The sequence below is a fragment of the Shimia sp. NS0008-38b genome (genome assembly GCF_040370365.1).
Classification (GTDB): Bacteria; Pseudomonadota; Alphaproteobacteria; order Rhodobacterales; family Rhodobacteraceae; genus Shimia.
In genome coordinates this window covers 140,869-164,747 of the sequence record NZ_BAABWQ010000003.1, presented here as the reverse complement: position 1 = coordinate 164,747, position 23,879 = coordinate 140,869, and the positions used below count along the sequence as shown (strand labels likewise).

The window sequence follows — 23,879 nt, the reverse complement described above, 5'->3', positions numbered from 1 at the left end:
GTTGAGCGGTGACATAAAGACCTAAAGTTGTCGCGCGCTAATTCGTTTGTGCAACATGCAAATATTTGTATTTTGTAGTACAAACTTTGCGGAGCGTTCAAACATGGCGGGCGATAAAATAAAGAACATGGAAGAGTTTGCGCGCATCAGCGGCATATCTCGACCAACCCTGTCGAAGTTCTTCAACGATCCCAGCAGCGTCAGAGACAGTACTCGCTCAAAAATCGAGGCGGCGCTGGAGCAATATGACTATCGCCCAAACATCTATGCGATGAACCAAAACCGGAAGCTGACCAAAAATGTCGGTATTGTGGTGCCGCTTCTGTCAGATCCTTATTTTGCAGAGATTGCGCGCAATCTGGAACAACGCTGTCTTGCGGCGGGCTATCGGCCCACATTGTTCAGCTCGCACGGCGATGCGGCGTTGGAAACGGAAGTGCTGGATACGCTGCGCTCGCTCAAACCCGCAGGTGTCTTGCTTGCACCTTTGGGGCGGGCATCTGATCCGCACGCCCTAGAAACCTTTTGCAAGGATGTACCTACGCTGATCTTTGACAGCAGCGTTGAAGAAATTGGTCTGGCTTTTGTCGGGTCCGATAACGTGCAGTTTACAACGCATATCACCGACTATTTGTGCCGAACGGGCGAGCCACCTTGTTTTTATGAGATGAAAACTCCCGCCAACCCAAACGCACATCGGCGTCGTCAGGCCTATATCGCTGCGATGGAGCGTTTCGGGCACGAGCCGGTTGTGGTGTCGGTTGAGGGGGAAGGGTGGAGCTTTGAAGAGATTGGCCGCCTTGGCGGTCATGAGGCTTTTGACAAAGGGTGGTTTTCCACCAACACCATCCTGTGCAGCAACGACCGTTTGGCGATAGGATTGCTGACGGCGTGTTATGAAAAGGGCGTGCATGTGGGACGAGGCTCCGACTGTGCGATTCGAGTGGCCGGACAGGATGGTCATCCCCATTCTCGGTACACTTGCCCCCCTCTCACAACCATTTCACATGACTACGACGCGGTTTCCCAGACCGCCGCTGACGCGCTTTTTGCTGCCATCGAGGGGCAGGTAACCCCATGGAAAAGCACACGTTTGGAAGGGCGCTTGATTTTGAGGGATTCTGCGTAGCGGCATAAAATTTACGCGCGTAAAATTTATATTGACGCCGCGTAGTGCTTAAGGGTAGCTTTAACTCCACATCCAATAGGGAGGATACCGGATGTCTTTTAAGAGCACTCTTTGTGCTGCGACCGCGCTATCGCTGATTACAGCGGGCGGCGCCTTCGCAGACGGCCATTCCAAAACGATCACCATCGCCACCGTGAACAACGGCGACATGATCCGCATGCAAGGCTACACTGACACCTTTACTGAAGCTACTGGCGTTGCCGTCGAGTGGGTGACACTCGAAGAAAACGTTCTGCGCCAGCGTGTGACCACCGACATCACCACCAAAGGCGGCGCATTCGACATTATGACCATCGGCATGTACGAAACCCCAATCTGGGGTGCAAACGGCTGGCTGGTTGCGCTGGATGATCTCTCCGCGGAATATGACGTGGATGACATTCTTCCTGCGATGTCAGGTGGCTTGTCTCATGACGGTACGCTGTATGCCGCACCGTTTTATGGCGAAAGCTCCATGATCATGTATCGTTCTGATCTGATGGAGAAGGCTGGCATGGAAATGCCTGCGGCACCAACATGGGAGTTCATCGCACAAGCAGCCGCAGCGATGACGGATCGTGATAACGAAATCAACGGTATTTGCCTGCGCGGCAAAGCGGGTTGGGGCGAAGGTGGTGCGTTTATCACCGCGATGTCCAATTCCTTTGGCGCTCGTTGGTTTGACATGGACTGGAACGCTCAGTTTGACACAGAAGCTTGGGCCAACACGCTCAATTTCTACAAAGACATGATGGATGCGTCTGGCCCAACCGGTTATGCGACAAACGGGTTCAACGAAAACCTGTCGCTGTTCCAGCAAGGCAAATGCGGCATGTGGATTGACGCCACTGTTGCGGCAAGCTTTGTGACCAACCCCAACGACTCCACTGTAGCGGACAGTGTTGGATTTGCACTGGCACCTGACACCGGTATGGGCAAACGCTCCAACTGGCTATGGGCTTGGGCGCTCGCGATCCCTGCCGGCACACAGCAGGAAGCAGAAGCCAAGCAATTCATCGAGTGGGCAACCTCCAAAGACTACATCGAGCTGGTTGCTGCAAACGAAGGCTGGGCCAACGTGCCTCCAGGCGCACGTACGTCGCTGTATGAGAACCCGAACTACCAAGCGGTTCCATTTGCTCAGATGACGCTGGACTCGATCCTGTCTGCAAACCCGAACGACTCTACTGTTGAACCAAGCCCATACGTTGGCGTTCAGTTCGCAGCCATTCCAGAGTTCGCCGGCATCGCAACGGAAGTCAGCCAAGAGTTCTCGGCCGCTTATGCTGGGCAACAGTCCATTGCAGAGGCGCTTGAGAAGGCTCAGGCAATCACCAACGAGGCGATGGAAGCTGCGGGCTACCGCTAACTCCCCTGTCGGGAGGCAGCCCGTGCGCTGTCTCCTGACCCCTGACTTTTCCCACATCTTTGTTACGATCCAAGCCGTTCGTTACGCCAACAGGAGAGGTGCATCCAATGTCCACCAAAGCGTCAAGATCCGCAGCCCGCATGATGATGGCACCCGCCGTGGTTCTGCTTTTGGGGTGGATGCTCGTGCCCCTCATCATGACTTTGTGGTTCTCATTTACAAAGTACCTGCCGCTGCGTGGCGACAGTATCCAAAGAGGACTAGATTGGGTCGGCTTCGCAAACTACAGCCGGTTCATTTCCTCCAGTTCTTTCTGGCCTGCGGTCCAAACCACTCTTGTGATGGTGGGCGGTGTGCTGGTGATTACCATTGTCTTTGGCATCTTGTTGGCGATGTTGTTGGATCAACCGATGTGGGGGCAGGGGGTTGTCCGCATACTGGTGATCGCACCGTTCTTTGTGATGCCAACAGTTTCAGCGCTGGTTTGGAAGAACATGTTGATGGACCCGATCAACGGTATTTTTGCCCATCTGTGGCGCTTCTTTGGGGCTGAGCCTGTCGCCTGGCTGCAAGACGCCTCGCTGAGCTCGATTATCATGATTGTGTCCTGGCAATGGCTGCCGTTTGCAACCTTGATCCTGCTGACCGCCATTCAATCTCTGGACAGCGAGCAACTTGAAGCCGCTGAAATGGATGGTGCCCCGTCTTTGAAGCGCTTCTGGCACATTGTGCTGCCACATCTGGCGCGCGCCATAACCATCGTGATCTTGATCCAGACGATCTTCTTGTTGTCGATCTTTGCCGAGATATTTGTGACCACAGGCGGTGCATTTGGCACCCGGACATTGACCTACCTGATTTTCCAGCGGGTCATTGACAGCCAGAATATCGGGCTTGGATCAGCAGGCGGTGTTTACGCCATCATTCTCGCCAACATCGTTGCCATCTTCCTGATGCGCATCGTCGGCAAAAACCTGGACGCATAAGGAGGCTGAGATATGGCACGCAACGTGACCACACAGCGCAAAATACTCACCACAGCCGCCGCTTGGACCATAGGTTTGATCATCTTCTTTCCAATTTATTGGACCATTCTTACCAGCTTCAAAACCGAAGCTCAGGCGATCAATGACCCCCCTCTGTTCTTTGCGTTTAATTGGACCTTGGAGAACTACGCGGTCGTTCAGGAACGCTCTGACTACATGAAATTCCTCTGGAATTCGGTGATCATAGCAGGGGGCTCTACAATACTTGGCATTTTCATCGCCATTCCTGCGGCTTGGTCCATGGCCTTTGTGCCGTCCACTCGAACCAAAGACATCCTGTTGTGGATGCTCTCCACCAAGATGCTTCCAGCTGTGGGTGTTCTATACCCGATCTCGTTGATCTTTGTAGAGTTCAACCTTTTGGATACACGTGGTGGCCTGATGATTGTGCTGATGCTGATCAACCTGCCGATCATTGTCTGGATGCTCTACACCTACTTCAAAGAAATTCCGGGCGAAATATTGGAAGCCGCGCGGATGGATGGTGCAACACTGAAGGAAGAACTGCTTTATGTGCTGACCCCGATGGCCGTTCCGGGCATTGCCTCTACGCTTCTGTTGAACTTCATTCTCGCTTGGAACGAAGCCTTCTGGACGCTGAACCTGACAGCGGCGAACGCGGCCCCACTGACGGCCTTTATCGCAAGCTACTCCAGCCCTGAAGGCCTGTTCTTTGCCAAACTTAGCGCGGCCTCGACTATGGCCATCGCCCCAATCCTCATTCTTGGCTGGTTCAGCCAAAAACAACTTGTACGCGGCCTGACCTTTGGCGCGGTGAAATAAGGAAGCTGACATATGGGACAAATTCAACTCAAACAGGTCACCAAAAGCTTCGGCAACACCCAGGTGATCCCGCCCCTCGACCTCACGATTCACGATGGAGAGTTCACGGTTTTCGTTGGCCCTTCAGGGTGTGGTAAATCGACGTTGCTGCGGCTGATTGCCGGCTTGGAGGACATCACCACTGGTCACATCGAGATCGATGGACAAGACGCCACTGGCGTGGTGCCAGCCAAACGCGGCCTCGCGATGGTGTTTCAGTCCTACGCGCTCTATCCACATATGTCCGTGCGCAAAAATATTGCCTTCCCGTTGAAAATGGCGAAGTTGGAGCAGGCTGAGATCGACAAAAAAGTCGAAGGTGCGGCATCGGTTCTCAACCTCACAGACTATCTCGATCGACGCCCTGGCCAGCTGTCTGGTGGTCAACGCCAACGGGTTGCCATCGGACGTGCGATTGTGCGTGAACCTGCTGCCTTCTTGTTTGATGAACCCCTGTCCAACCTTGATGCCGCTCTGCGGGTGGGGATGCGGTTAGAAATCAGCGAGCTGCACAAACGGCTTGAGACCACGATGATCTATGTGACCCATGATCAGGTCGAAGCCATGACCATGGCAGACAAAATTGTCGTCCTGCATGCGGGTGTGATCGAACAAGTCGGCACGCCGCTGGAACTCTACCGGACCCCACGCAATACATTTGTTGCTGGTTTCATTGGATCGCCGAAAATGAACCTCATAACGGGTGAAGAGGCCGCCAAACACAATGCACATACCATTGGTGTGCGCCCAGAACATATCGATGTTGTTGAAAGCGGTGGTACGTGGCAAGGCACCGTGGGCGTTGCAGAACACTTGGGGTCTGACACGTTTTTTCATATCCACAACACGGGGCTGGCTGACACTTTGACTGTCCGCGCAATTGGCGATGTCAGTCTTAAGCATGGCGACACCATTCACCTGACCCCTCGTGCGCAAGAAATTCATCGCTTTGACGATGCTGGACTGCGGATCGCACAATGAGACTATCCGGCAAAACCGCACTGATTACGGGGGCCGCTCAGGGCATAGGATTGGCCTTTGCAAAAGCTTTTCTGGCCGAAGGTGCACAGGTGGCTATCGCTGACATCAATAGGTCAAAGGCCGAAGCAGCGGCCCGTAAACTTGGCAGCAATGCCATTGCGGTTGAGATGGATGTGACCAGTCAAGCAAGCATTGATGCCGGAGTGAGCACCACCGTTGCGGCCCTTGGGCAAATCGATGTGCTGATCAATAACGCGGCGCTGTTCACGGCCGCACCGATCACGGAGATCACCCGTGCGGACTACGCGCGCATTTTCGATGTGAATGTTGCGGGCACGCTGTTCACGCTTCAAGCCGTGGCCAAACACATGATCGACAATGAGATCAAAGGCCACATTATCAACATGGCCAGTCAAGCAGGACGCCGCGGCGAAAGCCTTGTTGGGGTGTACTGTGCCAGCAAAGCGGCCGTGATCTCGCTGACCCAATCCGCGGGCCTAAATTTGATCAGCCATGGCATCAACGTCAACGCAATCGCCCCGGGCGTGGTTGACGGGGATCACTGGGATGGCGTGGATGCGTTTTTTGCCAAATACGAGGGCAAGCCCTCAGGACAAAAGAAAAAAGAGGTTGGCGCGGCCGTGCCTTTTGGCCGCATGGGCACCGCGGAAGATCTCACCGGTATGGCGGTATTTCTGGCCAGCGAGGACGCCGCATACATCGTGGCACAAACCTATAACGTTGACGGTGGGAATTGGATGAGCTGATGTCGGATCCTCTTGATATCCCTACGACACTACTGCGCAATCAGACGCTGAATGACCTCCCTGCCGAGGTTAAAACGCCCAGCTACGACCGCAGCAAAATAGCACCCGGTATTCTGCACATCGGGTTGGGTAATTTCCATCGTGCCCATCAGGCGTGGTTTCTGCATCAGTTGATGCAGCAGGGCTTGGCAATGGATTGGGGCATTATCGGCGCGGGGGTGCGGCCGGGCGACGCTGCGATGCGCACACGCCTGTTGGCACAGGATTGCCTGACCACGTTGGTCGAACTTGATCCAAACAGCGCTCTGGTTGAGGTCGTCGGCCCCATGATTGACTTCGTGGAAGTGCAAGAACACAACGGTGCGTTGATCGCCGCGATGATGGATCCACGCATTCGCATTGTCTCTCTGACGGTGACCGAAGGGGGGTATTATCAAACGGAAACCGGTACACTGGATGTAACCCATCCAGATATCCTCCATGATGTGGCGCACCCCGACAGGCCCATAACCGCATTTGGTGCTATGGTCGCGGCCTACCATGCAAGGCGAGTAGCGGGGCAAGCAGCCTTTACTGGTCAAAGTTGTGACAACTTGCAGGGCAATGGTGACGTGCTGCACCGCACCGTGACCGGTCTGGCGCGCCTATCTGATCCGTCTCTGGCTGAGTGGATTGATCAAAACGCCAGCTTCCCCAACGCGATGGTGGATTGCATTGTGCCGGCAACGGGCGCGGCGGAACTTGGTTTTGTGCATGACCTTGGCATCAATGATGCCGCCCCCGTCACCCATGAAAACTTCCGCCAGTGGGTGTTGGAAGACGCCTTTTGTGCGGGCCGACCCCCGTGGGAAAAGGCCGGTGTCACGATAACGGACAATGTGCACGCCTATGAAAGCATGAAAATCCGTGTCCTAAATGCAGGCCACCAAATGCTGGCAAACGTGGGGGAGATACTCAATCTCGCAACGATTGCTGATTGCATGGCGCAACCAACCATTGCCGCTTTCTTCAACAAGGTTCAGAGCGACGAAGTCCTTCCTTACTTGCCACCTGTGCCTGACATGTCTCCAGAATCCTATCTTGAATTGATCGCCCGACGCTTTTCGAATTCAAAGATTCACGACACAACCCGCCGTGTGGCCTTTGATGGCACGTCCCGCCATCCGGGATTTGTCTTGCCCATCCTTAAGGATGCGTTGGGCGCAAATGGCCCGATCCAGGGTCTTGCGTTGGTTGAGGCGCTTTGGGCGCGCATGTGTTTTGGCACGCGCGAAGACGGCTCTCATATTGCACCAAATGATCCGAATTGGGACCAGCTGACACAGGTTGCTGCACAGGCGAAAACCACCCCAAAAGCATGGCTGGAGATGCGCAGCACATATGGGTATCTGTCAGAAAACACGGCCTTCAGTGACGCCTTTGAACATTGGTTAAACATGATCTGGCGCGAAGGCTGTCAAGCGGCTCTCAAAACGTACATCGCCTAGTTTGGGGGGCACGAGGCCGTGAAATCGCTGTCCAAAGACGCCAGAAATTTGTCCCTGAGCGCGCTCATTCAACACATTCAGGGACAAACCTGTGACACACGCTTCATGGTGGCCATCGTTGGCCCACCGGGCAGCGGCAAATCAACCGTGGCCAAGCAACTTCAAAACATGCTGAATGCGACGGTGCCGGAGTCCACTGCCATCGTTCCTATGGATGGGTTTCACTTTGACAATGCGGTGCTAAGAGAGAGGGGCCGCACTGCTCACAAAGGCGCCCCAGACACGTTTGACGTGGCCGCTCTGCACATGGTTCTTCAGCGTTTGCGCACTGCGTTTGGCGGCGAAGACATTGCCTTGCCGGTTTTTGACCGCACCTTGGACTTGTCCCGCGCCAGCGCGCGTCTCGTGACCAAACACACCAAAATCTTGCTGGTGGAAGGCAACTATCTTCTTGTTGATCAACCTCCATGGGACACGTTACGGTCGTTTTTTGCCATGACCGTAATGATTGATGTGGACCTTGACACAATCCGCGAGCGTCTGCTCAAGCGGTGGACAGACTTGAACTTCACGCAGGCGCAGGCCATTGCTAAGGCGGACAACAACGACCTGCCAAATGCCCGCTTTGTCTTGCAAAACAGTGCTTCGCCGGATTTCATTTTGTCACAAGATTGACGCGGGATATTGGAACCCGCGCTGAAATTGGCCGCCCGCCCGTCTCAAAAAAGCTGAAATCTTAGACAGTTTTTTGCAGCCAATGGTTGATTTTGAATGCCATTACGTAGACCCTTGCTTCAATTTTAGTGATTTTAGGTGTTTAAAATGTCAGATGCGTCTTCCCCCAAATCCCGCCGCCAATTTCTGGGCATGGCCTCTAGCGCCGCATTGATCGCAGGTGCACCATGGCCGGCGCGGGCCAACATCGATCCAAGCCATGCGTATACTTCGGCTGATGCGGGCGCGGCGGTGGCCAAAGTGCGGATTTATCCCGCGCTTGGTATTTGTCGGGTTGGCGGCGCAGACAGCTGGTTTTACGCCCCCGAGGTGCCTGGTTTGCCACCAATGCCCGCGGATGGCTTATTCAAAGATGGGCTGGAAAAGGTCAAGAAACAGGTCCAGCGCTTTCGGGTTTATGCCTTTGATGCGGAAGACAATATCATTGGTGAGGTGACGGGGGATTCCATTTCGTGGGGTGTGCATCTCGCAAATACCAAGGCCAATTGGTATGGCTTCAACAACCCTCTTGATAACGGTGATTTAGCGCCCGGTTTGCCGTCTCAAAAGCGCAATCAGTATTTTGTGTCTGACGCCGACCGAGAGGAAAATCTGATCATCGACGGAGGACTGCTGGGGATTACGGGGCAGGGCACAAACGCTGCGGGCACTGATCCAGCGTACCAATTTGAGGGCACTTTCTGGGGTGGTCAGCCAACGGCGCAGCAGGTTGGCCTTGGCCAATTGCGGACCGATGACGCCGGGCGTCTGATGGTCGTGCCCCCTGATGGGGTGTCCAACTCGCCAAGCGGTGCCGCGATCACCAGCTTTGCAGACAACAACGCATGGCACGATGATTGGTGTGATGGTCCGGTAACCGCGGATGTCACAATTGACGGTCAGACCTTTGTGGCAGAGCCGTCATGGGTGGCCTGTGTGGGGCCCAACTTTGCGCCGGAAATCCCGCCGATCACGACGATGTATGACGTGATCGAAGACATGAATATGCAAGCAGGCTGGTCTCAACTGCCTCAGTTGCCGCTGTCTTTCATGAAATATATCTATCCCACATTCCGTCGCGTGGCGCTGATGGAATGGGTTACCCAAGCCGCAAATCTGCGGCAAGGGTGGTTGGCCATTGGTGATCTCAGCGATCCCGATTATGTGGCTCAGTTGGCGGACCCAAGCCCTGAGAATGCGGCCCTGCGCGCGCAGATCTTTGACTTGTTTCGTGATCCCTACAACCTCAGCGATGAGGCCTACTTAGAGGAAAGACTGAAAATACCCTACATGCTTGGTGATGGGGTAAATTATGATGGTAGCCCATTGCAATGGTTCCAGTTTCCCAAACTGCAATACGAGTATCTGCGCGTCTGGGCGGCGGGCGACTTTGTCAATGACTACGACGGCCAAACCGCCGAGGACCCGGTGGCAGAGTATCCCTCATTTGAGGATATCCCGCTTGAGTTTCAGCCGGGCGCATTGACACAGGCCGCCTTGGAGCCCCTGTCCGGCGGAGCCTTCCATCCGGGGGTGGAGTTGACCTACTATTTGCGTCTCAGACAGATGTATGCCCGCGACTACGACCCCACTGCGGAGCCCTTTCGGATCGCCCATGGCAATCGCTCAAGCCTGAACCAGAACCTCGGGCGCTTGCTAACGCCCGCGGTGGCGTTTGACGGGTTTGGTGACACACCACCACCGATTGGCCCGCAAATGGCAGGTGATCTGACCCGCTGGATGGGCCTGCCATGGCAATGTGACGCTTTCAGTTGCCAACAGGTTTTGATGCAGCAAAACTATCCTACAGCGGTCTGGTGGCCAGCTCTGCTGCCCATCGATGTTCTGCCAGAACCGTATTACACCGCTGGATTGGACGCAGGGTTGAGTGATGAAACCCGCGAGAAGTTTTTCGCCAACCGGGTGAGCTGGTCGCGCGGCGTCGCGGGCATCGGCTATCATGCCAACGGCAGCTACTGGGATGGGATCACCAATATGATTACGGTGTGGGAGCGCATGGGGTTTGTGGTGCGCATGCCTGCGCCACAAGGGGATGTGTTTGTGGAAATGCAGCATGCGGACAACATGGAAACACGATTTGACTGGCACCCAGACCAAGGGATGCTGCCAAATTGATCCATCCCGTTGCTGTCATCGGAGGCGGAATCTCCGGTGCCGCCGCAGCCCTGCGTTTGGCGCAGGGCGGACGAGCGCCGCTTTGGATCGCGCCTGATCTCCAAGGTGCGTTTAAACCGGGTGAACATCTCGGCCCCGCCGCCACCCCGCTGCTAAAAACGCTTGGCTCAGACGCCATGTTGCGTGCTGAGGTGCATCGCCATGCCCATAGCACCTATTCCGCATGGGGCAGCGACGTTCTGTTGGAGCGCAATGCCATTGTGCATCTGGAAGGCCCGCCAACGGTTTTGGATCGTGCAGCTTTTGAGCAGGCCCTGACGGAGGCGGCGGTTTTGGCGGGTGCCGAACGGATTTCGCAACCTGTGTCGAAGGTGCAGGTTTGTGACGAGCATTGGCGTTTGCAAGTGGGATCGCAAAGCTTGGATGCGGGGTTTCTGATCGATGCAACGGGCCGTAAAGCGCTGATCGGGTCAAAGTATGCCACACGATTCCAAGCGGATAAGCTTTGCTGCCAATATGCACTTTTTGATCGTCCTGACCGGTCCCCTTTGCGTCCGGTCACCCTGATTGAAAGTGTCCCCAATGGCTGGTGGTACCTTTCGGTGCTTGCCGATCAACGTGTTGTTGTGAATTTCTATACCGACGCGGATTTGCCGGGGTTTGATCCTGCTGAGTTTGAAGCCCATGTGTTCCAAACAAATGCGATTGCGGCGTTCCTTTCTGACAATGCTTTGCACATTGCAACACCGGCGACACGCTTGACCACCAACAGCAGCTGGATCGCGCCGGCGATTGGCGCTGGATGGGCTGCAATTGGCGATGCCTCAGCCGCCTTTGACCCTTTATCCTCACACGGCATGACCACCGCGCTTTGGTCGGCGATTGAAGTCAGTGACGCCTATGTGGCGCAGGACCGCAAACGCATGCAAGCCTACGCCGACTCAGTGTCAAAGGGGGTGCACGACTATTTGCGGGCCCGTGAAAGAGTCTATGCTCAAGAAGCCAGATGGTGTGAAAGCCCGTTTTGGGCCCGACGGCTGAAAAGCATCGATGACTTAGGTCCGCCAATAGCAAGTCAGGCCTCTGAACGGGATCCAGAGTGCCTGACATAAGATTTTAGAGCATCTTGGGGCAAATTCGAGCCATTGGGACTCGAATGGGTGGAGTTCGATCCTTAAGAGTCCTCGTTTATCGCTCTGGAGGGTCGCTCCAATCGACCGGGATATCGATGCCTCCAACTCCCATTCGCGTTTGACTTGTGTCGGGTGGGAGCTCAAAGGGGGCCTCTTGCACGGCGTGGGCCAGCCAATGTCGTGCCGGTTCAGCTGTAGACAAGATGTGATCGGCAGCCAAGCGTGCAACACGCGGAGCTGCGACACTGGTCCCGTTAAGACGTACATAAGACCCGCAGCGGGACCCGGCGCTTAATACCCCCCAAACAACAAGGGATTGATCTGCCTCCGCTGTGGCATCTGGACCGTCGCGAAACGGGGTGGGTGACATCGGTGTCTGCGTCAGCGGCCCCGCCGCAGAATAGTCCGAAATCTCGTGAGATTTTCTCGTGAAAGCCGCTACAACCATCGGTGAACTGCCATCGGCAAACCCACTGAGTGTGCCTGCGCGTCGCACTGGGCTGGTGTCATTTTGAGGGTCCACTGCAAGGGGTCTGCCGAAGGGTCCGAAGCGTTTGTAGTCGCCGTTGTCGAAATAGGATTGGCGCCCGCCAGGGCGATAACCTGGTAGTGTCTGATCGCGACGAATCCAGACCTCAATCTGTTGATCCGGAGATATGTCTTTGGGTTTCGCGCTGATCTTCCAGCGCCCTGACGGTGCAATCGCTTTGCCTTCAGACAAGCTTGCGGTTGGCTCAATCGCAAGGGTTATCACGCCGCGGGCGGTTGGCGCCGGTTCGTATGTGTAAAGCAGCGTTGCAACCACACGCCCTTGGCTGTCACACAGTGTTTGCTGTTGTCCTTCTCGCGCGTCGATAGTGGCGCTTTCCGTCCCAAACGGTGGCGTGACGGTTATGGACACAAAATCTGGAGGCGTTGGTGCGTCCGAAAAGGGCATCCAAAGCTCCACATGGCTGGCGGTCCGATCATCAGGCAAAACTCTTAGAAACAAGTGTGGCGGGCAGGTTTGCGGGTCTGAAAAATCGAAAACCCCATGTGCGCGTGCCAGATTGCCATTGCCGGCAGGCAAGGTCATCCAGCGCTTTTGCCGTGGATCGGCGGCAAGGAATTGTTCGAACAAACGTGAAACCTCATCGGTTCCGTCGTGCGGGCCAGAGAAATTTCCATACGAAAAGTTCAGGATAAATGGCACGGGTTGCCCACCAGACTGAAAACGGGAGGCGCGTTTGCTCAGCATCTGCAGCGCCAGACAAAGAGAGGGCAGCAGACTGATACCAGAAGTGTCTTCCACGACGCGAGGCGGCAGGACCGCACAAACAATCGGTCTGGACGTCACATCCACAATCGGTGCAAATCCGGTGCTCAATCCCATTATGTGTGTGCCGTGTGACCGCTGTAGGGAGACGGGCGAGAACTTACCTTCACCAAACGCAACTTGCCCTGTGTGACTGTAGAACAATTCTTCGTCGAGTAAATCTGACCACGTGAAATCACGCAGGTATGCGTCGATTTGGTCGCCTTCCAAAACCCGCCCTTGTGACGCGTGTTTATGTTTCGGATCAGGGGGCGATGGCAAAACCGCGCAATAGTCCACGCGCGTGGTCATTTCATCCGTGCGAAACAATTCGTGAGCGAAACCAAACCCGTCGTCAATGACGCCGCTCACCACGGTGTCATCGGACACTTCCATAACCGGGGTAGGTGCGGGTTGCGCGTCCAAATTCAGCCACTTGTCGGGCGTCACCATACCAAGGTGAATGTTGCCCACGCCATACGTGTTACCATTTTCATTCAACGCCTCAATCAATGACCTTCGCGCAAATATTGCCACGAATTGCCGATCTAGAAGCGCAGCCCTGTCGCGGGTGTCATAAGCGGCGGGGATCAACAAACCCTGTGGGAAATCAGGGCGTACGAAGTGGGCAAACATATCAATAGATGTGTGTTCCAGTTCAACCATGGCGGACCACCACGCGTCGCCGTTGACAGGTGGTGTGCCAAAAGCAAGCCGGGTATAAGTGACAGCATCAATCGGCGTTTGCCCGGTTGCCAAAGCTGTTTTCCATTCGTAAGCCATGCAACTGTCTCCTACGTGCACAGTGGGTCAAAGTCGGTCCATTCCTCTTGCGCTTTGTCCCACAACCAAGCGAGCGCCGGCATCTTGTTCCCGTCAGGTTTCCGCGTTTTGGCTTTGGCCCATATGCCGTCGGGGCCTTTTGTCTCCGCTTTTTGCGTGTCTGCGGCCGCCTCATAGAGACCATGCCAGTCAAAATCACTGGAAGGGCTATAGTGCAGTCCGTTAAACTTGGCAGAGGTCCAGCTTGCACCTGTGCATTGGCTAAATATGAACTCGGCAAGGGTCAGACCCAGCATTGCACCCGCAGCACTGTCCACAGGGAAATGAACACCAGCAACGGTCCGGTTGATTGCGATACGCGCAGCCAGCCGCATCTGCATCTCCCCCCAATGCCCGCCGGACTGATATTGAGGTGTCCCGGAATTCAGCAATAGCTTCCAAATCAGGCGCGCCATCACAAAGGCCTCAGTCGCATGACCACTTGGCAGGGAACCATGGGTCGGGGTCTGGATCATCGGTTGAACTTGAGGCGAAAGCTCAATGGGCCGCTTCACCGCCAAAGCATATTTGAATTGCTGTTCGCAGCTGTTTGTGAACCGCAGCGCGGTTGCCAGAAGTTCCAATGTGAAGGGGGTGCGTGCCGGATCAATGAACGAAAGTGTCTGATAAAATGGAACCGGTGCCGCAACTTGCGAAAGAATTTCACTGGCTCTGTCTTGCCGGATATCTGCGTATCCTGCGAGAAACGCCAGTTGCTTTTCGAAGACCTCTTGTCGCGGGGCAGTCATCTCGACCAATTCTCGGTATTTGACATTGGGGCGATCTGCTTTGTGGATTTCTATGTCGCCTGTCCGCCGCCACAAAGTAGCGGTTGCGGTTTCGCCAGTAGAAACGGACATCTCTACTTTGGAGTCGAGCTCAAAGGCAAAGATGGCCGCCCGCACTTCACGCGACAGACGTTTTAGATTCTGTGTGTCGTTGGGCACGCCGGGGCGGGCGGGCGAAATATGTTCGAGCGGGCTTCCAACGATGCCATCTCGTGTTGAAATAAAAGCCCCAGCGGATACCGGACTTTCAGGCAAGCCGTAGGCGCCATAAGCCCCATACGCGCCATATGCCCCGTTTGCACTGTATGCCCCATAGGCGCCGTAGGCTCCATATGCACCATACGCTCCATAGGCCCCCTGAGGGGTCCCGTAAAATTCTGCGGTCATGTTAGAATCTCCTTTTGGTCAATCGGGTACACCAGCTTCTCGTAGTGCTTGGGCAAAGAGGCGTCCGGTTTTGAACTCTGCGCTCGGTGACGATCTCAACCACGCACTTACCCGCAGTCCGGGTTGGAGACGCATTAGATCTGAAACTGTTTCCCGAGCGGCTAAGTGTTTTCCTGCTTTCTGCTGGGCAACCGCGAGCATTCGTAGGGTCGACAAATGGGTGCGGTTCAATCGCAGCGAAGCTCTGGCGTATTGTTCGACCTTTTCGAAATCACCAGGTGTCAGCCAAGCTCCAGCTGCCATTGCAAGATAAAAGAACCGATGCGGGTCTAGCGGGGACAGGCGCAACGCGCGTTCCGTGTCCCGCACCCCTTCATCTCCCCGCTCTTGAAACGCCAATAGCATGCCGCGCAAAGCACGGGCGTTGGCGTCACTGGGGTTCATCTCCAGGGCCAAATTATATCTGTCTTCAGCATCGTCAAATCGATGCAAAAGATTGGTCAGAATATGCCCCTCACAAGCCAGAGCGAGCACGTTTTCTGGATCCATATCCAAAGCACGTCCGGTGCATCCCAAGGCCGCTTGGGCGTCTTTGTCTGGATCTTCGGACCAGCCTTGAACCACGCGCAACAGATGCCAGCGAGCCGTCCATGCCAGCGGGACAGGGTGGTTGGGCGCGCGGTCGGTCAATGTGTCTAACAGCTTGCGTGCCTTGGTAAATTCATGCGGCGACAACCGATGCATTAGCCCAACCGCTCCAAGCATCAGGGAATAGTTCTGTAAGCTTCCCAACGGCATTATATTGGCGCTGCGGATTTCATTGATCAAAATGGCGTGGCGGATTTTGGCAACCAACTCTTGGGCCGCTTCAAAATCACCTACAAGCTCAGCAACAGACACTTCGAGGCGATAGGACCAGAGCACATGCTGCGTCTTGGTCTCTGCAAATTCCAAGTTCAGCTGCAGGTTGTTGTCATGACGGATGAAAAACCCAGACAGCACGAACTCAGCTTTCAGGAAGCGACCAATGTCTGCCAAGTTTGACGTTCCACGCGCAAAGGCGGCGGTGGAGAGCCGGGAAATCACGTTAATCTCCTCAGCAGCCCCCAATTTGCTGGATACCAGATCCGCAAACACTGTGCCGAGCACCTCTGGTTCGTTGGTGTGAATGTTATGCAAAGGCAATACAGCCACCGTTGGAAGCATCGGTTGATCCAGAAATAGTGGCTCAACGGTTTGCTCGACCTCCTGATGCAACAGTCGGAAAGCCCGGGACTCGGTCTGCCCATCAACATATCCCAAGTCCTCAAAGGAAAGAGCCGGGTGTTGCTGGGCCAGCCCATGCACATCGAAGCTTGCCAGAACCTCGCCAGGACGTGCGGTTGCCAGAATGTCGCCATACGGTCCATCCGGTGTCGACAATGCTATCGCCGCGCCATGCTTGCGGGCCCAACGTCTACATGTGATTGCCGCCTCGCTGACATCTTTAAAGAGGACCTGTTTGACAAATGGCGGGGGGGATTGGGGTGCCAAGCCAGGTACCGAAACGGCCTCTGTCTGAAACTCCGAAGAGACAATCCTTTCCCAATGCCGGATGTATGCCACCACGTCTCTGTTGGTTTGTTCCACATGCGCAGAAACATCATCAGAAATCACGGCCGGGTTGGTGGCCGGTACGATCTGACCATTTAGGACGAAACCTCGTTTGGGGAGTGTTTTCAAGACTTTGCGATCAGTGTCCCCAATGGCGCGTCGTAGATCCGATATACATTGCGTCAAACTGTCGTCGGTCACCGCCAAATCACGCCACACGTGGCTGACAAGCTCATCCCGCGTGACCAGAATGCCCAATCGTTTGGCCAGATACCTAAGGACCGTAAACGATTGCGCACGCAAATGGATCGGCGCTCCGTTTTTCTCAAACAGCTGTCCGCTTTCGGGAACGTAAAACGTTTCTCCGATAATTATCTGCGCATTTTGCTTTTTCTCAGCGTCCACGCAGAACAACCTCCTCGGATCTGCGATCTTGCCCGTAAGCTTAAGATTGTACATGGGCGGGTTATGTTCAACAGAAAAGTTAACGGGTGTGGCAGCCAATCTTGACCCCACGATTTTTGGATCTGGTACAAGAGGCGATATTTTGCCCTCAAAGAGCGCGACTGATCCGCCTTTGGATTCCGAGTGAGGCGCAAAGCAAACCTTCACAGCGGATCTTCCTGCACAAATAGAGCGGGGGCGCTCGCACGGAGACAGGTCAGCCGCTGTAGCACAACTGTCTGACCGGTTCGCACGGATTCACCCGTGATTACTAGGTTGTTTGCCCCTGTCAGGAAGTGGGGCGGAAGGAAGGGACGGTCAATTCGAATTCCCACTGTGTGGGGCACACCGAAGGCGGTCGCGACCAGATCACCGCTATCGCCTAGACGAAACTCGGCCACGCCAAGGTTGGTTGGGGTTGCGCCATTCAGTCCGACAATGTTTCGCAACGGCTCTTGAGTGACAAAAAGCGAGGTGCCCAAAAACGGGGCAGGCCCGTACACACCCGGAATGCGGTGGTTCCGGGAAATCCCGAAAGTCGGATGCGGAGTGACTTGCGTACAGTACATCCAGTGCGTTTGGATGTGTTCGCCAGCTTCGTTCTTCCCAATCCCGATATAAGTTGCTCCAATATTTAGCTCGCCCATCAAGCGGGCGTTGCGCAGCTCCAGCGCCTCGTAAGCCATGCCCTGAAGCCCGCCGGAGGCATGCTGGCCTTCCGAAGCTTCCACACAGGGAAACACTTCGAGCGATAATGAGCCGAAATAAGGAAAAACTTGGATGCCTGTCATTCGGGCTACTCTCAACTCCATATTGTCTTTCTTTTTGCTTCCACCTGAGTTCACTCACAGCAATCACACGCGAAAAGTGATTAGTTCCAGAGGTTTACCAAGTGTCAAAACGGACGCGCGCTATTGCTCGAGTGTGGCCTCGATCCCACCGGAAGTCCTGAATTTTTTCTGAAATCTATCTGAAATTCCGCTCTTCCAAGATTTCATGTTCGGGCAAGAAATTTCGGAATGGTTTCAGGCCGCTTTCAGGACATGCTGCGGTTTTTCGGCAAGTCTTGAAGGTGCAGCAAGGGTGTCCTTCTGCACAATCCAGCCGGTTCACAACGGCAAAATAAATTTTGACATGGAGAATGACTATGGCGAACGATTTCCACAGCTTTGACGACAAGGCCATTCAGGCTGCCCTTGATGCCGCTCAGGGTCACTTTGAAAACAAAATTAGCCCTTCATCGATCGATTCCGCGGAAGACGGACATCTGTCACTCGCTGGTGGCTGTATTTCTGTCACCGTTGAAGATGGCAAAGTCTGTCTGAACCTGCCCCTGGGATTTGGCAAATATTGTTTTCCGATCCCAAGCATCATTCCCGACGGAACAGCGGCGGAGGCTTGCTTGAGCATCTGCACCACTTGGGGCATTCCCACCGGTGTACGTGTCACCATCAGCGTGGCCGGCAAGGTTATTGTCTCCAAATCATTCGGTAAGTGCTGAGCCGAAGCAATTCAGCCTGACCCGGACAACAGTGTCCGGGTCGGTGTCCTTTCAATTAAGACCATAGAGCAATGTGATTGCCGCTTCGGCGCTGGTCCCTATCCGGTGCCGGAGACATTCAGGAGAAGTGTTATGAATATGTATGCAGTGCCCGAACTCGCAGTAGGCCCAAACCAACAATATTGGGATCTGGGATTGAAGTGTTTCACCCAAGGCGACAATGCTCAAACGGCTCTAAAAACGGTTTGGCGCCGATTGCCACCTCCCGGTGATCTAAACTTGCTGGCCGCTATTGTTGGGAATTTGTATGGCGACACGTTCTGGAGCGATGAAAAACTTCAGATGGATGCGAACCATCTTGCAGAATACATGAATGCTGCCACGGGCATAAACCTGTCGGACTGCCTGAGAGCGGCCAATTATGGTTACCGTCTTTGGTACGGTATGTTGGTACGTTGCAACACCTCCAACGATGGCCTGATCCCCAAGACGGGTTCCTTCACAGCCAGCCCAGACGTGCTGCTAAACGGTATCACGACACTTGACCCCTACGACATGATCACGAAGTGGGATCAAACAACTTGGGGTCCGGCGCCTGGCTTGAAAAATAATACCTATGGGCGTGGGCAGAACAAAAATCTGCAGGTGCCTATCAAGCAAGGTGAAATCAAAATCTACTACACGTCAAATGGGTTTAATCAGCCACCCAGTTCTTGGACCCAATTGTTCACCTATGATGGGAGCAAGCAAACCGCGGATCTGGTGAATATAAACAATCAGAAAGTGATCCGCCCTGGTGAACGGTCTGCCTGTGACACGTCATTTGGCTTCGAACCGGTGGGTGCGGGCCACTATTGCTTGATTGTTTGTGCCCAGACGGAGTTCTTTACAAACGATCCGGCCTCGATCAGTGGGACCCAGTGGAACAACAGCAGTTCCGTCCATTGGATCACCTACAATGGTGCTGCGGGTTGGCACAATGTGAACGTCTCCTCGACCGGGGAAGAGCCACTGGTGTTCTACAACAATGATGACACGCCAGCCAGCTTCCGGTTCGTCGCTCGCTGCCGGAACGTGCCCATTGGTGAGACGGTTGCGATGAGTGTTGACGGCCTAGACCTGAAGAGCGTCGCTGAGGTGACCGCGGAAGATCAGGAAATCGTCGCTGATTTCGAAGTTCCCGCTAACTACGAAGGTACATTGGATGTGAAGTTCCCAGTGCTGCCGGAGAATGCGTCGATGTCCTATTCATTGATCTGGCGTGTGGCAAAAGACCATCCCGCAAAAGCCGGATTGTCGAAGCTTCTGGGTGATGGCTACGCAATGGAAGATGGTGACGAGACTCTCGTCCTCCTCGGAGACACTCATTTCGTTGGGGCCCTAAACTAAGCCCAATAGCAAGTGCTTGCCCATGCTGACAGCTTTGGTATGGGCAAGCCAATTTGTAAGTTCCGCCTAACCTCTTCACCAATGTCACGGCTGACACAGGATAGACCCCTGATCTTGGGTTTGTGCCCAGCCATCGCGGTTCTTGGTGCAATAATGCGGCTCTGATCTTCAAAAGCGACACCAAACTCCGTAGACGCTTTTCCGACATGAGCATGGCGACCGTTCTTTTTACCCAACACTTGAGCGTCCCGGGCACTCCCATTGCGTGTGGCGTTGAATCCCACCACCTGGTCTCAAAAGGTTTCACCACACCAGACTAAGTTCGACCATTTTGTCCTGGCGGGTTTGCAAACAAGATGTTTCAAATTTCGGGCGGCGATGTAACTTACCTGCGACCCAACGACTTCGCGCACTGAATTCGATTTTGCGACCCTCTTTTTGGCAGAAAAAAGCAGTCAGTTGTGTTGAAGCATTGCTGATTTGGTGGCTGCGTTCCAGAGACGTTCAACGGTAGAGTTTCCCGGTGATTGACTGCGAAATAAGATGATGTCGAGCTCAGCTTGTGATTGCGCGGTCGACAGTATGGCCAATCTTTGTGTCTTCAATTCTCGCTCGATGACGCTTTTCGGGAGCCAGCCGACGCCACTTCCCGACAGAATCATGCGCTTGATGACCTCAGACATCGAGCATTCAAAGACAGTCTGCAGCGAAATCCCGGTGCCTTGTAGACGTCGCGCAAGCACTTCTTGCATTTTTCCCAAGAAACAATCGGGCGTATACGCCACCAGCGGCATGTTCAGTTTACCCGCCCCAAGAGCAAGATGTTTTTCGATCGCTTCAATAGCCTCTGGCGGCGCTGCAAGCACCAAAGGATCGCGACCAAGCGTCAGGGTCCGAAAGTGGCCAGCCGTAAGGACTGGTGGCCCCCAAGGATGAGAATAGCAAAAAGCCAAATCACATCGGCCAGACGAAAGCGCATCAATCGTTTCGTAGTAGTCCAACGCTTCAATTCTAGTGCGGAACGGACCGACAGTTTTTTCCATGTGCTTCAGAAAATCGGGACACAATTTCAAAGCGATAGAGTGAAGCACGCTAAAGCTGAGCGTCCCATTTTCTGGAAGTGTCATTTGCCGACACTCATCGCGCACCCGATGTGCATTTTGGATCATCGGACGCCCGACTTCGAGCACGTTTTCACCAGCCACGGTTAGTTTTACAGGATAGGTGCTGCGATCAATGAGCTGCGCGCCTACCCAGTGCTCAAGAGCGCGAATTCTGCGGCTAAAAGCCGGTTGTGTAATGCCGCGCGCTTGGGCGGCCACAGAGAAGTTTCGCGCCGCTGCAAGCTCCACGAGATCTTCTAACCAGACGAGATCCATAGGTTATGCCTTTTCGGCATAACCTATACTGCCTTGGCATTGGAAGCAAATCTCGGAGTGTGCCAGTTTTTCTGAAACAAAAAATATCACCAACGGGAGATACCAATGAAAACTTTGTCAACATTGACCACCGCAGCCGCGCTGCTGGCAACGACCGCCTCGTCCGTTTTTGCCCAATGTTCCAACGATACTTGGAACAAGATTATGGACCGGGGCACAATTGTTGTTGGGGTAAAAGCAGATACCAAGCCTTGGGGGTATCTAAACAGCGACGGCTCTTTGATTGGCATGGAAGCTGACATGGCCGCGCAAGTGGCCGAGACCCTCGGAGTGGAGCTGGAATTGGTTGGTGTGCAATCATCGAACCGAATGCAGTTTCTAGAGCAGGGCAAAATTGACTTGATGATTGCCACCATGTCGGATCGTGCGGACCGCCGCGACATCGTTGGCGTGGTACAGCCCAACTACTATACATCGGGCACCAATATCATGGCCCCCAAGGCGCTTGGATTTACGGATTGGTCGCAACTGAAAGACAAACCCGTATGCGGCAAGCAGGGGGCGTTTTACAATAAAATCATCGAAGAACGTCATGGCGCTGAAGTCATCGCATTCACCGGCAACGCAGAAGCCAAACAAGCCCTACGCGATAAAAAATGTGTGGCTTGGGTCTATGACGACAGCTCCATCGCTGCGGATCTCGCATCTGGTGAATACGGTGACTACGAGATGCCGCTGAAAACCGAGGACGACAACCCATGGGGTCTGGCCGTGCCAAAAGGAGAGGAAAGCTGTGTCTTTGGCAAGTTCATGTCGGGCATGCAGTATGGCTGGCTACAGTCCGGCGAACTCCTTGAACTTGAGGAAAAATGGGGCATCCAGCAAAGCCAGTTCTTGATTGATCAGCAAGACCGCTTTGTGGATTGGCTCTCTGAATAAGCCAAACCAACACTTTCACCTCTAAACGAGCGCCGCCGTAGATTTCTTGGTGGCGCTCCTCATCTGCTGTCCAGAGGCGCTATGATTGAGCTAATTCAGGAGTATTTCCGCACGATGGCGGAGAACCACCCAAAGTGGAACTTCATCTTCTTCTACGAGCCCAGGCAATGGGAGCGCGTTGTAAGCGGGCTTATCGTCACTTTGCAGCTGTCTGTGGTCTGCGTGGTCTTAAGTGTGATCATTGGCGTTGTCGGCGCGCTTGCACAAAGCTCGCCTATCCGGTTCGTACGATGGCTGGTACAAGGCTACATTCAAATCTTTCGCAACACACCACCGATGATCCAACTGCTGTTTTTCTATTTCGCGTTGGGCCAGTTTACACCGACGGTGACCGGCGCGGACGGATGGACAGAACAGCCGATTATCTCAAACGTTGGTTGGGCGATCATCTCGCTGTCCTTTTTCGCGGGAGCCTTCAACGTAGAGATCTTTCGCGCGGGCATCGAAGCGGTGCCGAAATCAACACAGGAAGCTGCCGAAGCTTTGGGCTTCAATCGGGCCCAAATCTACACCAACGTGACCTTTCCGCTTGCGCTACGTGTCAGTCTCCCGTCGCTCAACAACAATCTTATCAATCTTGTCAAAACCACCACGCAGGCGATTGCCATAGCTGTACCCGAGCTCTTGTACGAAATGGTTTCAATCTGGAATGACTACTCCTCCGCACAGAACGCCGCAATGACTGTGCTCTTCTTCGCATACATCGGTCTCGTGGGCATATTGGCCTTGGGCATGAACCGCTGGGAGCACAAGCTAATGGTGCCCGGATTTGGAAAGAACAGCTGATGGACCGACATCTTCACACCGGCTCAACCGATCTTCCCGTCATCCTAGAGCCGACCTACAAGACACCTGACCCGCTCGGGTTTTCGCGCTGGCTCGCCTCTTTGCCGCTGTGGACCTTCCCAGTTATGGCGTCGCTTATCGTGATCTGGCCAACAATCGCGTCCGCGCAGACGGCCTATAGCACCAGTGCCGCCCTCGGAATTCTGTGGAAATGGCTGCCGCTTCTGGTCACAAAAGGGTTCGCCCAAAACATCCTTATCAGTTTGTTCACGATGCTGTTTGGCACGCTGTCTGGGGTTTTGCTTGGGCTCGGCCGGGTGTCTGACGTCGGCATTATCCGCAAGTTCAGCTGGCTTATGGTCCAAGTCTTTCGAAACTCACCTTGGTTGGTTCTGCTCTTTATCGTGATGTTGACCTTACCCTTCGAAATTCAGGTTGGAGGATCATACATTGCAATTCCTGACTGGATGAAGGCAGTCTTTGGTCTCAGCTTGCCGATTATGGCGAACATCGCCGAGATCGTGCGCGGCGCGATCCAATCGGTGCCGTCCGCTCAGTGGGAGGCCGCGGAAAGCCTTGCGTTCAGCCGCCGCCAAACGATGTGGCAAATCATTCTGCCGCAGTGTTTCAAAAGGATGCTGCCGCCTTGGATGAACTGGTTTGCAATCCTGACCATGGCCACGCCGTTGGTTTCACTTCTGGGCGTTTCTGAACTTGTCACACTAAGTCGCCAAGCGATGGAAGCCGAAGGGAACAACCCCTCGCTTCTGGTGCCGTTCTTTGGCTTCGCTCTGCTCATTTTCTTTGTCTACTGCTATCCAATCGCACGCTTGACCGTGCGCCTGGAACGCAAATTTGCACTCAAGGGGTAACC

At 54.4% G+C, this 23,879-nt stretch carries 20 protein-coding genes; 15 read left to right on the top strand and 5 right to left on the bottom strand.

All coding sequences use genetic code 11. The features are described from left to right. Window positions 1-103: 103 nt before the first annotated feature. The 10 genes from ABWV47_RS12810 (at window position 104) to goxB (ending at window position 11,602) form a co-directional block, all read left to right on the top strand. On the top strand, window positions 104-1,129 hold the full coding sequence (locus tag ABWV47_RS12810) for a LacI family DNA-binding transcriptional regulator (RefSeq protein WP_353312399.1): 1,026 nt from the start codon (window positions 104-106) through the stop codon (window positions 1,127-1,129). A 91-nt stretch (window positions 1,130-1,220) separates the two neighbouring features. Continuing rightward, window positions 1,221-2,537, top strand: a complete 1,317-nt coding sequence (locus ABWV47_RS12805) for an ABC transporter substrate-binding protein (RefSeq protein ID WP_353312397.1) — start codon at window positions 1,221-1,223, stop codon at window positions 2,535-2,537. Between the two features lie 107 nt (window positions 2,538-2,644). Next, entirely contained in the window at window positions 2,645-3,523 is an 879-nt protein-coding gene (locus tag ABWV47_RS12800; RefSeq protein ID WP_353312395.1) for a carbohydrate ABC transporter permease, read from the top strand. 12 nt (window positions 3,524-3,535) lie between these two features. Next, entirely contained in the window at window positions 3,536-4,366 is an 831-nt protein-coding gene (locus tag ABWV47_RS12795) for a carbohydrate ABC transporter permease (RefSeq protein ID WP_353312393.1), read from the top strand. Between the two features lie 12 nt (window positions 4,367-4,378). Further along, window positions 4,379-5,386 carry an ABC transporter ATP-binding protein gene (locus ABWV47_RS12790; protein ID WP_353312391.1) on the top strand — a complete coding sequence of 336 codons (1,008 nt, stop codon included), beginning with the start codon at window positions 4,379-4,381 and terminating at the stop codon, window positions 5,384-5,386. Continuing rightward, on the top strand, window positions 5,383-6,153 hold the full coding sequence (locus ABWV47_RS12785) for an L-iditol 2-dehydrogenase (RefSeq protein WP_353312389.1): 771 nt from the start codon (window positions 5,383-5,385) through the stop codon (window positions 6,151-6,153). The genes ABWV47_RS12790 and ABWV47_RS12785 overlap by 4 nt, the downstream gene beginning before the upstream one ends. Then, window positions 6,153-7,640, top strand: coding sequence for a mannitol dehydrogenase family protein (locus tag ABWV47_RS12780; RefSeq protein ID WP_353312387.1), 1,488 nt, complete (start codon window positions 6,153-6,155; stop codon window positions 7,638-7,640). Before ABWV47_RS12785 ends, ABWV47_RS12780 begins: the two co-directional genes overlap by 1 nt. An 18-nt stretch (window positions 7,641-7,658) precedes the next feature. Then, the gene (locus ABWV47_RS12775; RefSeq protein ID WP_353312385.1) at window positions 7,659-8,315 is read left to right on the top strand and encodes a nucleoside/nucleotide kinase family protein; all 657 of its coding nucleotides are present in this window, start codon (window positions 7,659-7,661) and stop codon (window positions 8,313-8,315) included. Window positions 8,316-8,462: 147 nt separating this feature from the next. Next, the gene (goxA, locus tag ABWV47_RS12770) at window positions 8,463-10,490 is read left to right on the top strand and encodes a CTQ-dependent glycine oxidase GoxA (RefSeq protein WP_353312383.1); all 2,028 of its coding nucleotides are present in this window, start codon (window positions 8,463-8,465) and stop codon (window positions 10,488-10,490) included. Beyond that, the gene (gene goxB / locus ABWV47_RS12765; RefSeq protein ID WP_353312381.1) at window positions 10,487-11,602 is read left to right on the top strand and encodes a glycine oxidase maturase GoxB; all 1,116 of its coding nucleotides are present in this window, start codon (window positions 10,487-10,489) and stop codon (window positions 11,600-11,602) included. Before goxA ends, goxB begins: the two co-directional genes overlap by 4 nt. 76 nt (window positions 11,603-11,678) lie before the next feature. On the opposite strand, the gene ABWV47_RS12760 is transcribed toward goxB, so the two are convergent. From ABWV47_RS12760 to ABWV47_RS12745, 4 genes are all read right to left on the bottom strand, one after another. Further along, complete coding sequence (locus ABWV47_RS12760) at window positions 11,679-13,700, bottom strand: S8/S53 family peptidase (RefSeq protein WP_353312379.1); 2,022 nt, start codon at window positions 13,698-13,700, stop codon at window positions 11,679-11,681. Window positions 13,701-13,711: 11 nt separating this feature from the next. After that, window positions 13,712-14,914 (bottom strand): phosphatase PAP2 family protein, encoded by a 1,203-nt coding sequence (locus ABWV47_RS12755; protein WP_353312377.1) that lies wholly within the window; start codon window positions 14,912-14,914, stop codon window positions 13,712-13,714. Window positions 14,915-14,932: 18 nt separating this feature from the next. After that, window positions 14,933-16,912 (bottom strand): winged helix-turn-helix domain-containing tetratricopeptide repeat protein, encoded by a 1,980-nt coding sequence (locus tag ABWV47_RS12750; RefSeq protein ID WP_353312375.1) that lies wholly within the window; start codon window positions 16,910-16,912, stop codon window positions 14,933-14,935. Between the two features lie 203 nt (window positions 16,913-17,115). Continuing rightward, complete coding sequence (locus ABWV47_RS12745; RefSeq protein WP_353312373.1) at window positions 17,116-17,763, bottom strand: hypothetical protein; 648 nt, start codon at window positions 17,761-17,763, stop codon at window positions 17,116-17,118. A gap of 335 nt (window positions 17,764-18,098) precedes the next feature. On the opposite strand from ABWV47_RS12745, the gene ABWV47_RS12740 reads away from it, so the two are divergent. After that, window positions 18,099-18,452 (top strand): hypothetical protein, encoded by a 354-nt coding sequence (locus ABWV47_RS12740; protein WP_353312371.1) that lies wholly within the window; start codon window positions 18,099-18,101, stop codon window positions 18,450-18,452. 132 nt (window positions 18,453-18,584) lie between these two features. Then, window positions 18,585-19,841: a hypothetical protein gene (locus tag ABWV47_RS12735; protein ID WP_353312369.1), complete on the top strand. Its 1,257-nt coding sequence runs from the start codon at window positions 18,585-18,587 to the stop codon at window positions 19,839-19,841. 455 nt (window positions 19,842-20,296) lie between these two features. On the opposite strand, the gene ABWV47_RS12730 is transcribed toward ABWV47_RS12735, so the two are convergent. Further along, window positions 20,297-21,220, bottom strand: a complete 924-nt coding sequence (locus tag ABWV47_RS12730) for a LysR family transcriptional regulator (protein WP_353312367.1) — start codon at window positions 21,218-21,220, stop codon at window positions 20,297-20,299. A 105-nt stretch (window positions 21,221-21,325) separates the two neighbouring features. Between ABWV47_RS12730 and ABWV47_RS12725 the strand changes: the two genes are divergently transcribed. The 3 genes from ABWV47_RS12725 to ABWV47_RS12715 all read left to right on the top strand — a co-directional run bounded on the left by ABWV47_RS12725 (window position 21,326) and on the right by ABWV47_RS12715 (window position 23,877). Further along, entirely contained in the window at window positions 21,326-22,159 is an 834-nt protein-coding gene (locus tag ABWV47_RS12725) for a transporter substrate-binding domain-containing protein (protein ID WP_353312365.1), read from the top strand. 81 nt (window positions 22,160-22,240) lie between these two features. Then, on the top strand, window positions 22,241-23,005 hold the full coding sequence (locus tag ABWV47_RS12720) for an amino acid ABC transporter permease (RefSeq protein WP_353312363.1): 765 nt from the start codon (window positions 22,241-22,243) through the stop codon (window positions 23,003-23,005). Next, window positions 23,005-23,877, top strand: coding sequence for an amino acid ABC transporter permease (locus ABWV47_RS12715; protein WP_353312361.1), 873 nt, complete (start codon window positions 23,005-23,007; stop codon window positions 23,875-23,877). Before ABWV47_RS12720 ends, ABWV47_RS12715 begins: the two co-directional genes overlap by 1 nt. The last annotated feature ends 2 nt before the right edge of the window (window positions 23,878-23,879 follow it).

What these genes read in the sequence shown, in the direction of transcription:
- ABWV47_RS12795 (WP_353312393.1), top strand. Translation starts at nt 3,536, where the DNA reads ATGGCACGCAACGTGACCACACAGCGCAAAATACTCACCACAGCCGCC.
- ABWV47_RS12805 (WP_353312397.1), top strand. Translation starts at nt 1,221, where the DNA reads ATGTCTTTTAAGAGCACTCTTTGTGCTGCGACCGCGCTATCGCTGATT.
- ABWV47_RS12745 (WP_353312373.1), bottom strand. Translation starts at nt 17,763, where the DNA reads ATGGAGTTGAGAGTAGCCCGAATGACAGGCATCCAAGTTTTTCCTTAT.
- ABWV47_RS12760 (WP_353312379.1), bottom strand. Translation starts at nt 13,700, where the DNA reads ATGGCTTACGAATGGAAAACAGCTTTGGCAACCGGGCAAACGCCGATT.
- ABWV47_RS12780 (WP_353312387.1), top strand. Translation starts at nt 6,153, where the DNA reads ATGTCGGATCCTCTTGATATCCCTACGACACTACTGCGCAATCAGACG.
- ABWV47_RS12800 (WP_353312395.1), top strand. Translation starts at nt 2,645, where the DNA reads ATGTCCACCAAAGCGTCAAGATCCGCAGCCCGCATGATGATGGCACCC.
- ABWV47_RS12740 (WP_353312371.1), top strand. Translation starts at nt 18,099, where the DNA reads ATGGCGAACGATTTCCACAGCTTTGACGACAAGGCCATTCAGGCTGCC.
- ABWV47_RS12715 (WP_353312361.1), top strand. Translation starts at nt 23,005, where the DNA reads ATGGACCGACATCTTCACACCGGCTCAACCGATCTTCCCGTCATCCTA.
- ABWV47_RS12785 (WP_353312389.1), top strand. Translation starts at nt 5,383, where the DNA reads ATGAGACTATCCGGCAAAACCGCACTGATTACGGGGGCCGCTCAGGGC.
- ABWV47_RS12720 (WP_353312363.1), top strand. Translation starts at nt 22,241, where the DNA reads ATGATTGAGCTAATTCAGGAGTATTTCCGCACGATGGCGGAGAACCAC.
- goxA (WP_353312383.1), top strand. Translation starts at nt 8,463, where the DNA reads ATGTCAGATGCGTCTTCCCCCAAATCCCGCCGCCAATTTCTGGGCATG.
- ABWV47_RS12735 (WP_353312369.1), top strand. Translation starts at nt 18,585, where the DNA reads ATGAATATGTATGCAGTGCCCGAACTCGCAGTAGGCCCAAACCAACAA.
- ABWV47_RS12790 (WP_353312391.1), top strand. Translation starts at nt 4,379, where the DNA reads ATGGGACAAATTCAACTCAAACAGGTCACCAAAAGCTTCGGCAACACC.
- ABWV47_RS12730 (WP_353312367.1), bottom strand. Translation starts at nt 21,220, where the DNA reads ATGGATCTCGTCTGGTTAGAAGATCTCGTGGAGCTTGCAGCGGCGCGA.
- ABWV47_RS12725 (WP_353312365.1), top strand. Translation starts at nt 21,326, where the DNA reads ATGAAAACTTTGTCAACATTGACCACCGCAGCCGCGCTGCTGGCAACG.
- ABWV47_RS12810 (WP_353312399.1), top strand. Translation starts at nt 104, where the DNA reads ATGGCGGGCGATAAAATAAAGAACATGGAAGAGTTTGCGCGCATCAGC.
- ABWV47_RS12755 (WP_353312377.1), bottom strand. Translation starts at nt 14,914, where the DNA reads ATGACCGCAGAATTTTACGGGACCCCTCAGGGGGCCTATGGAGCGTAT.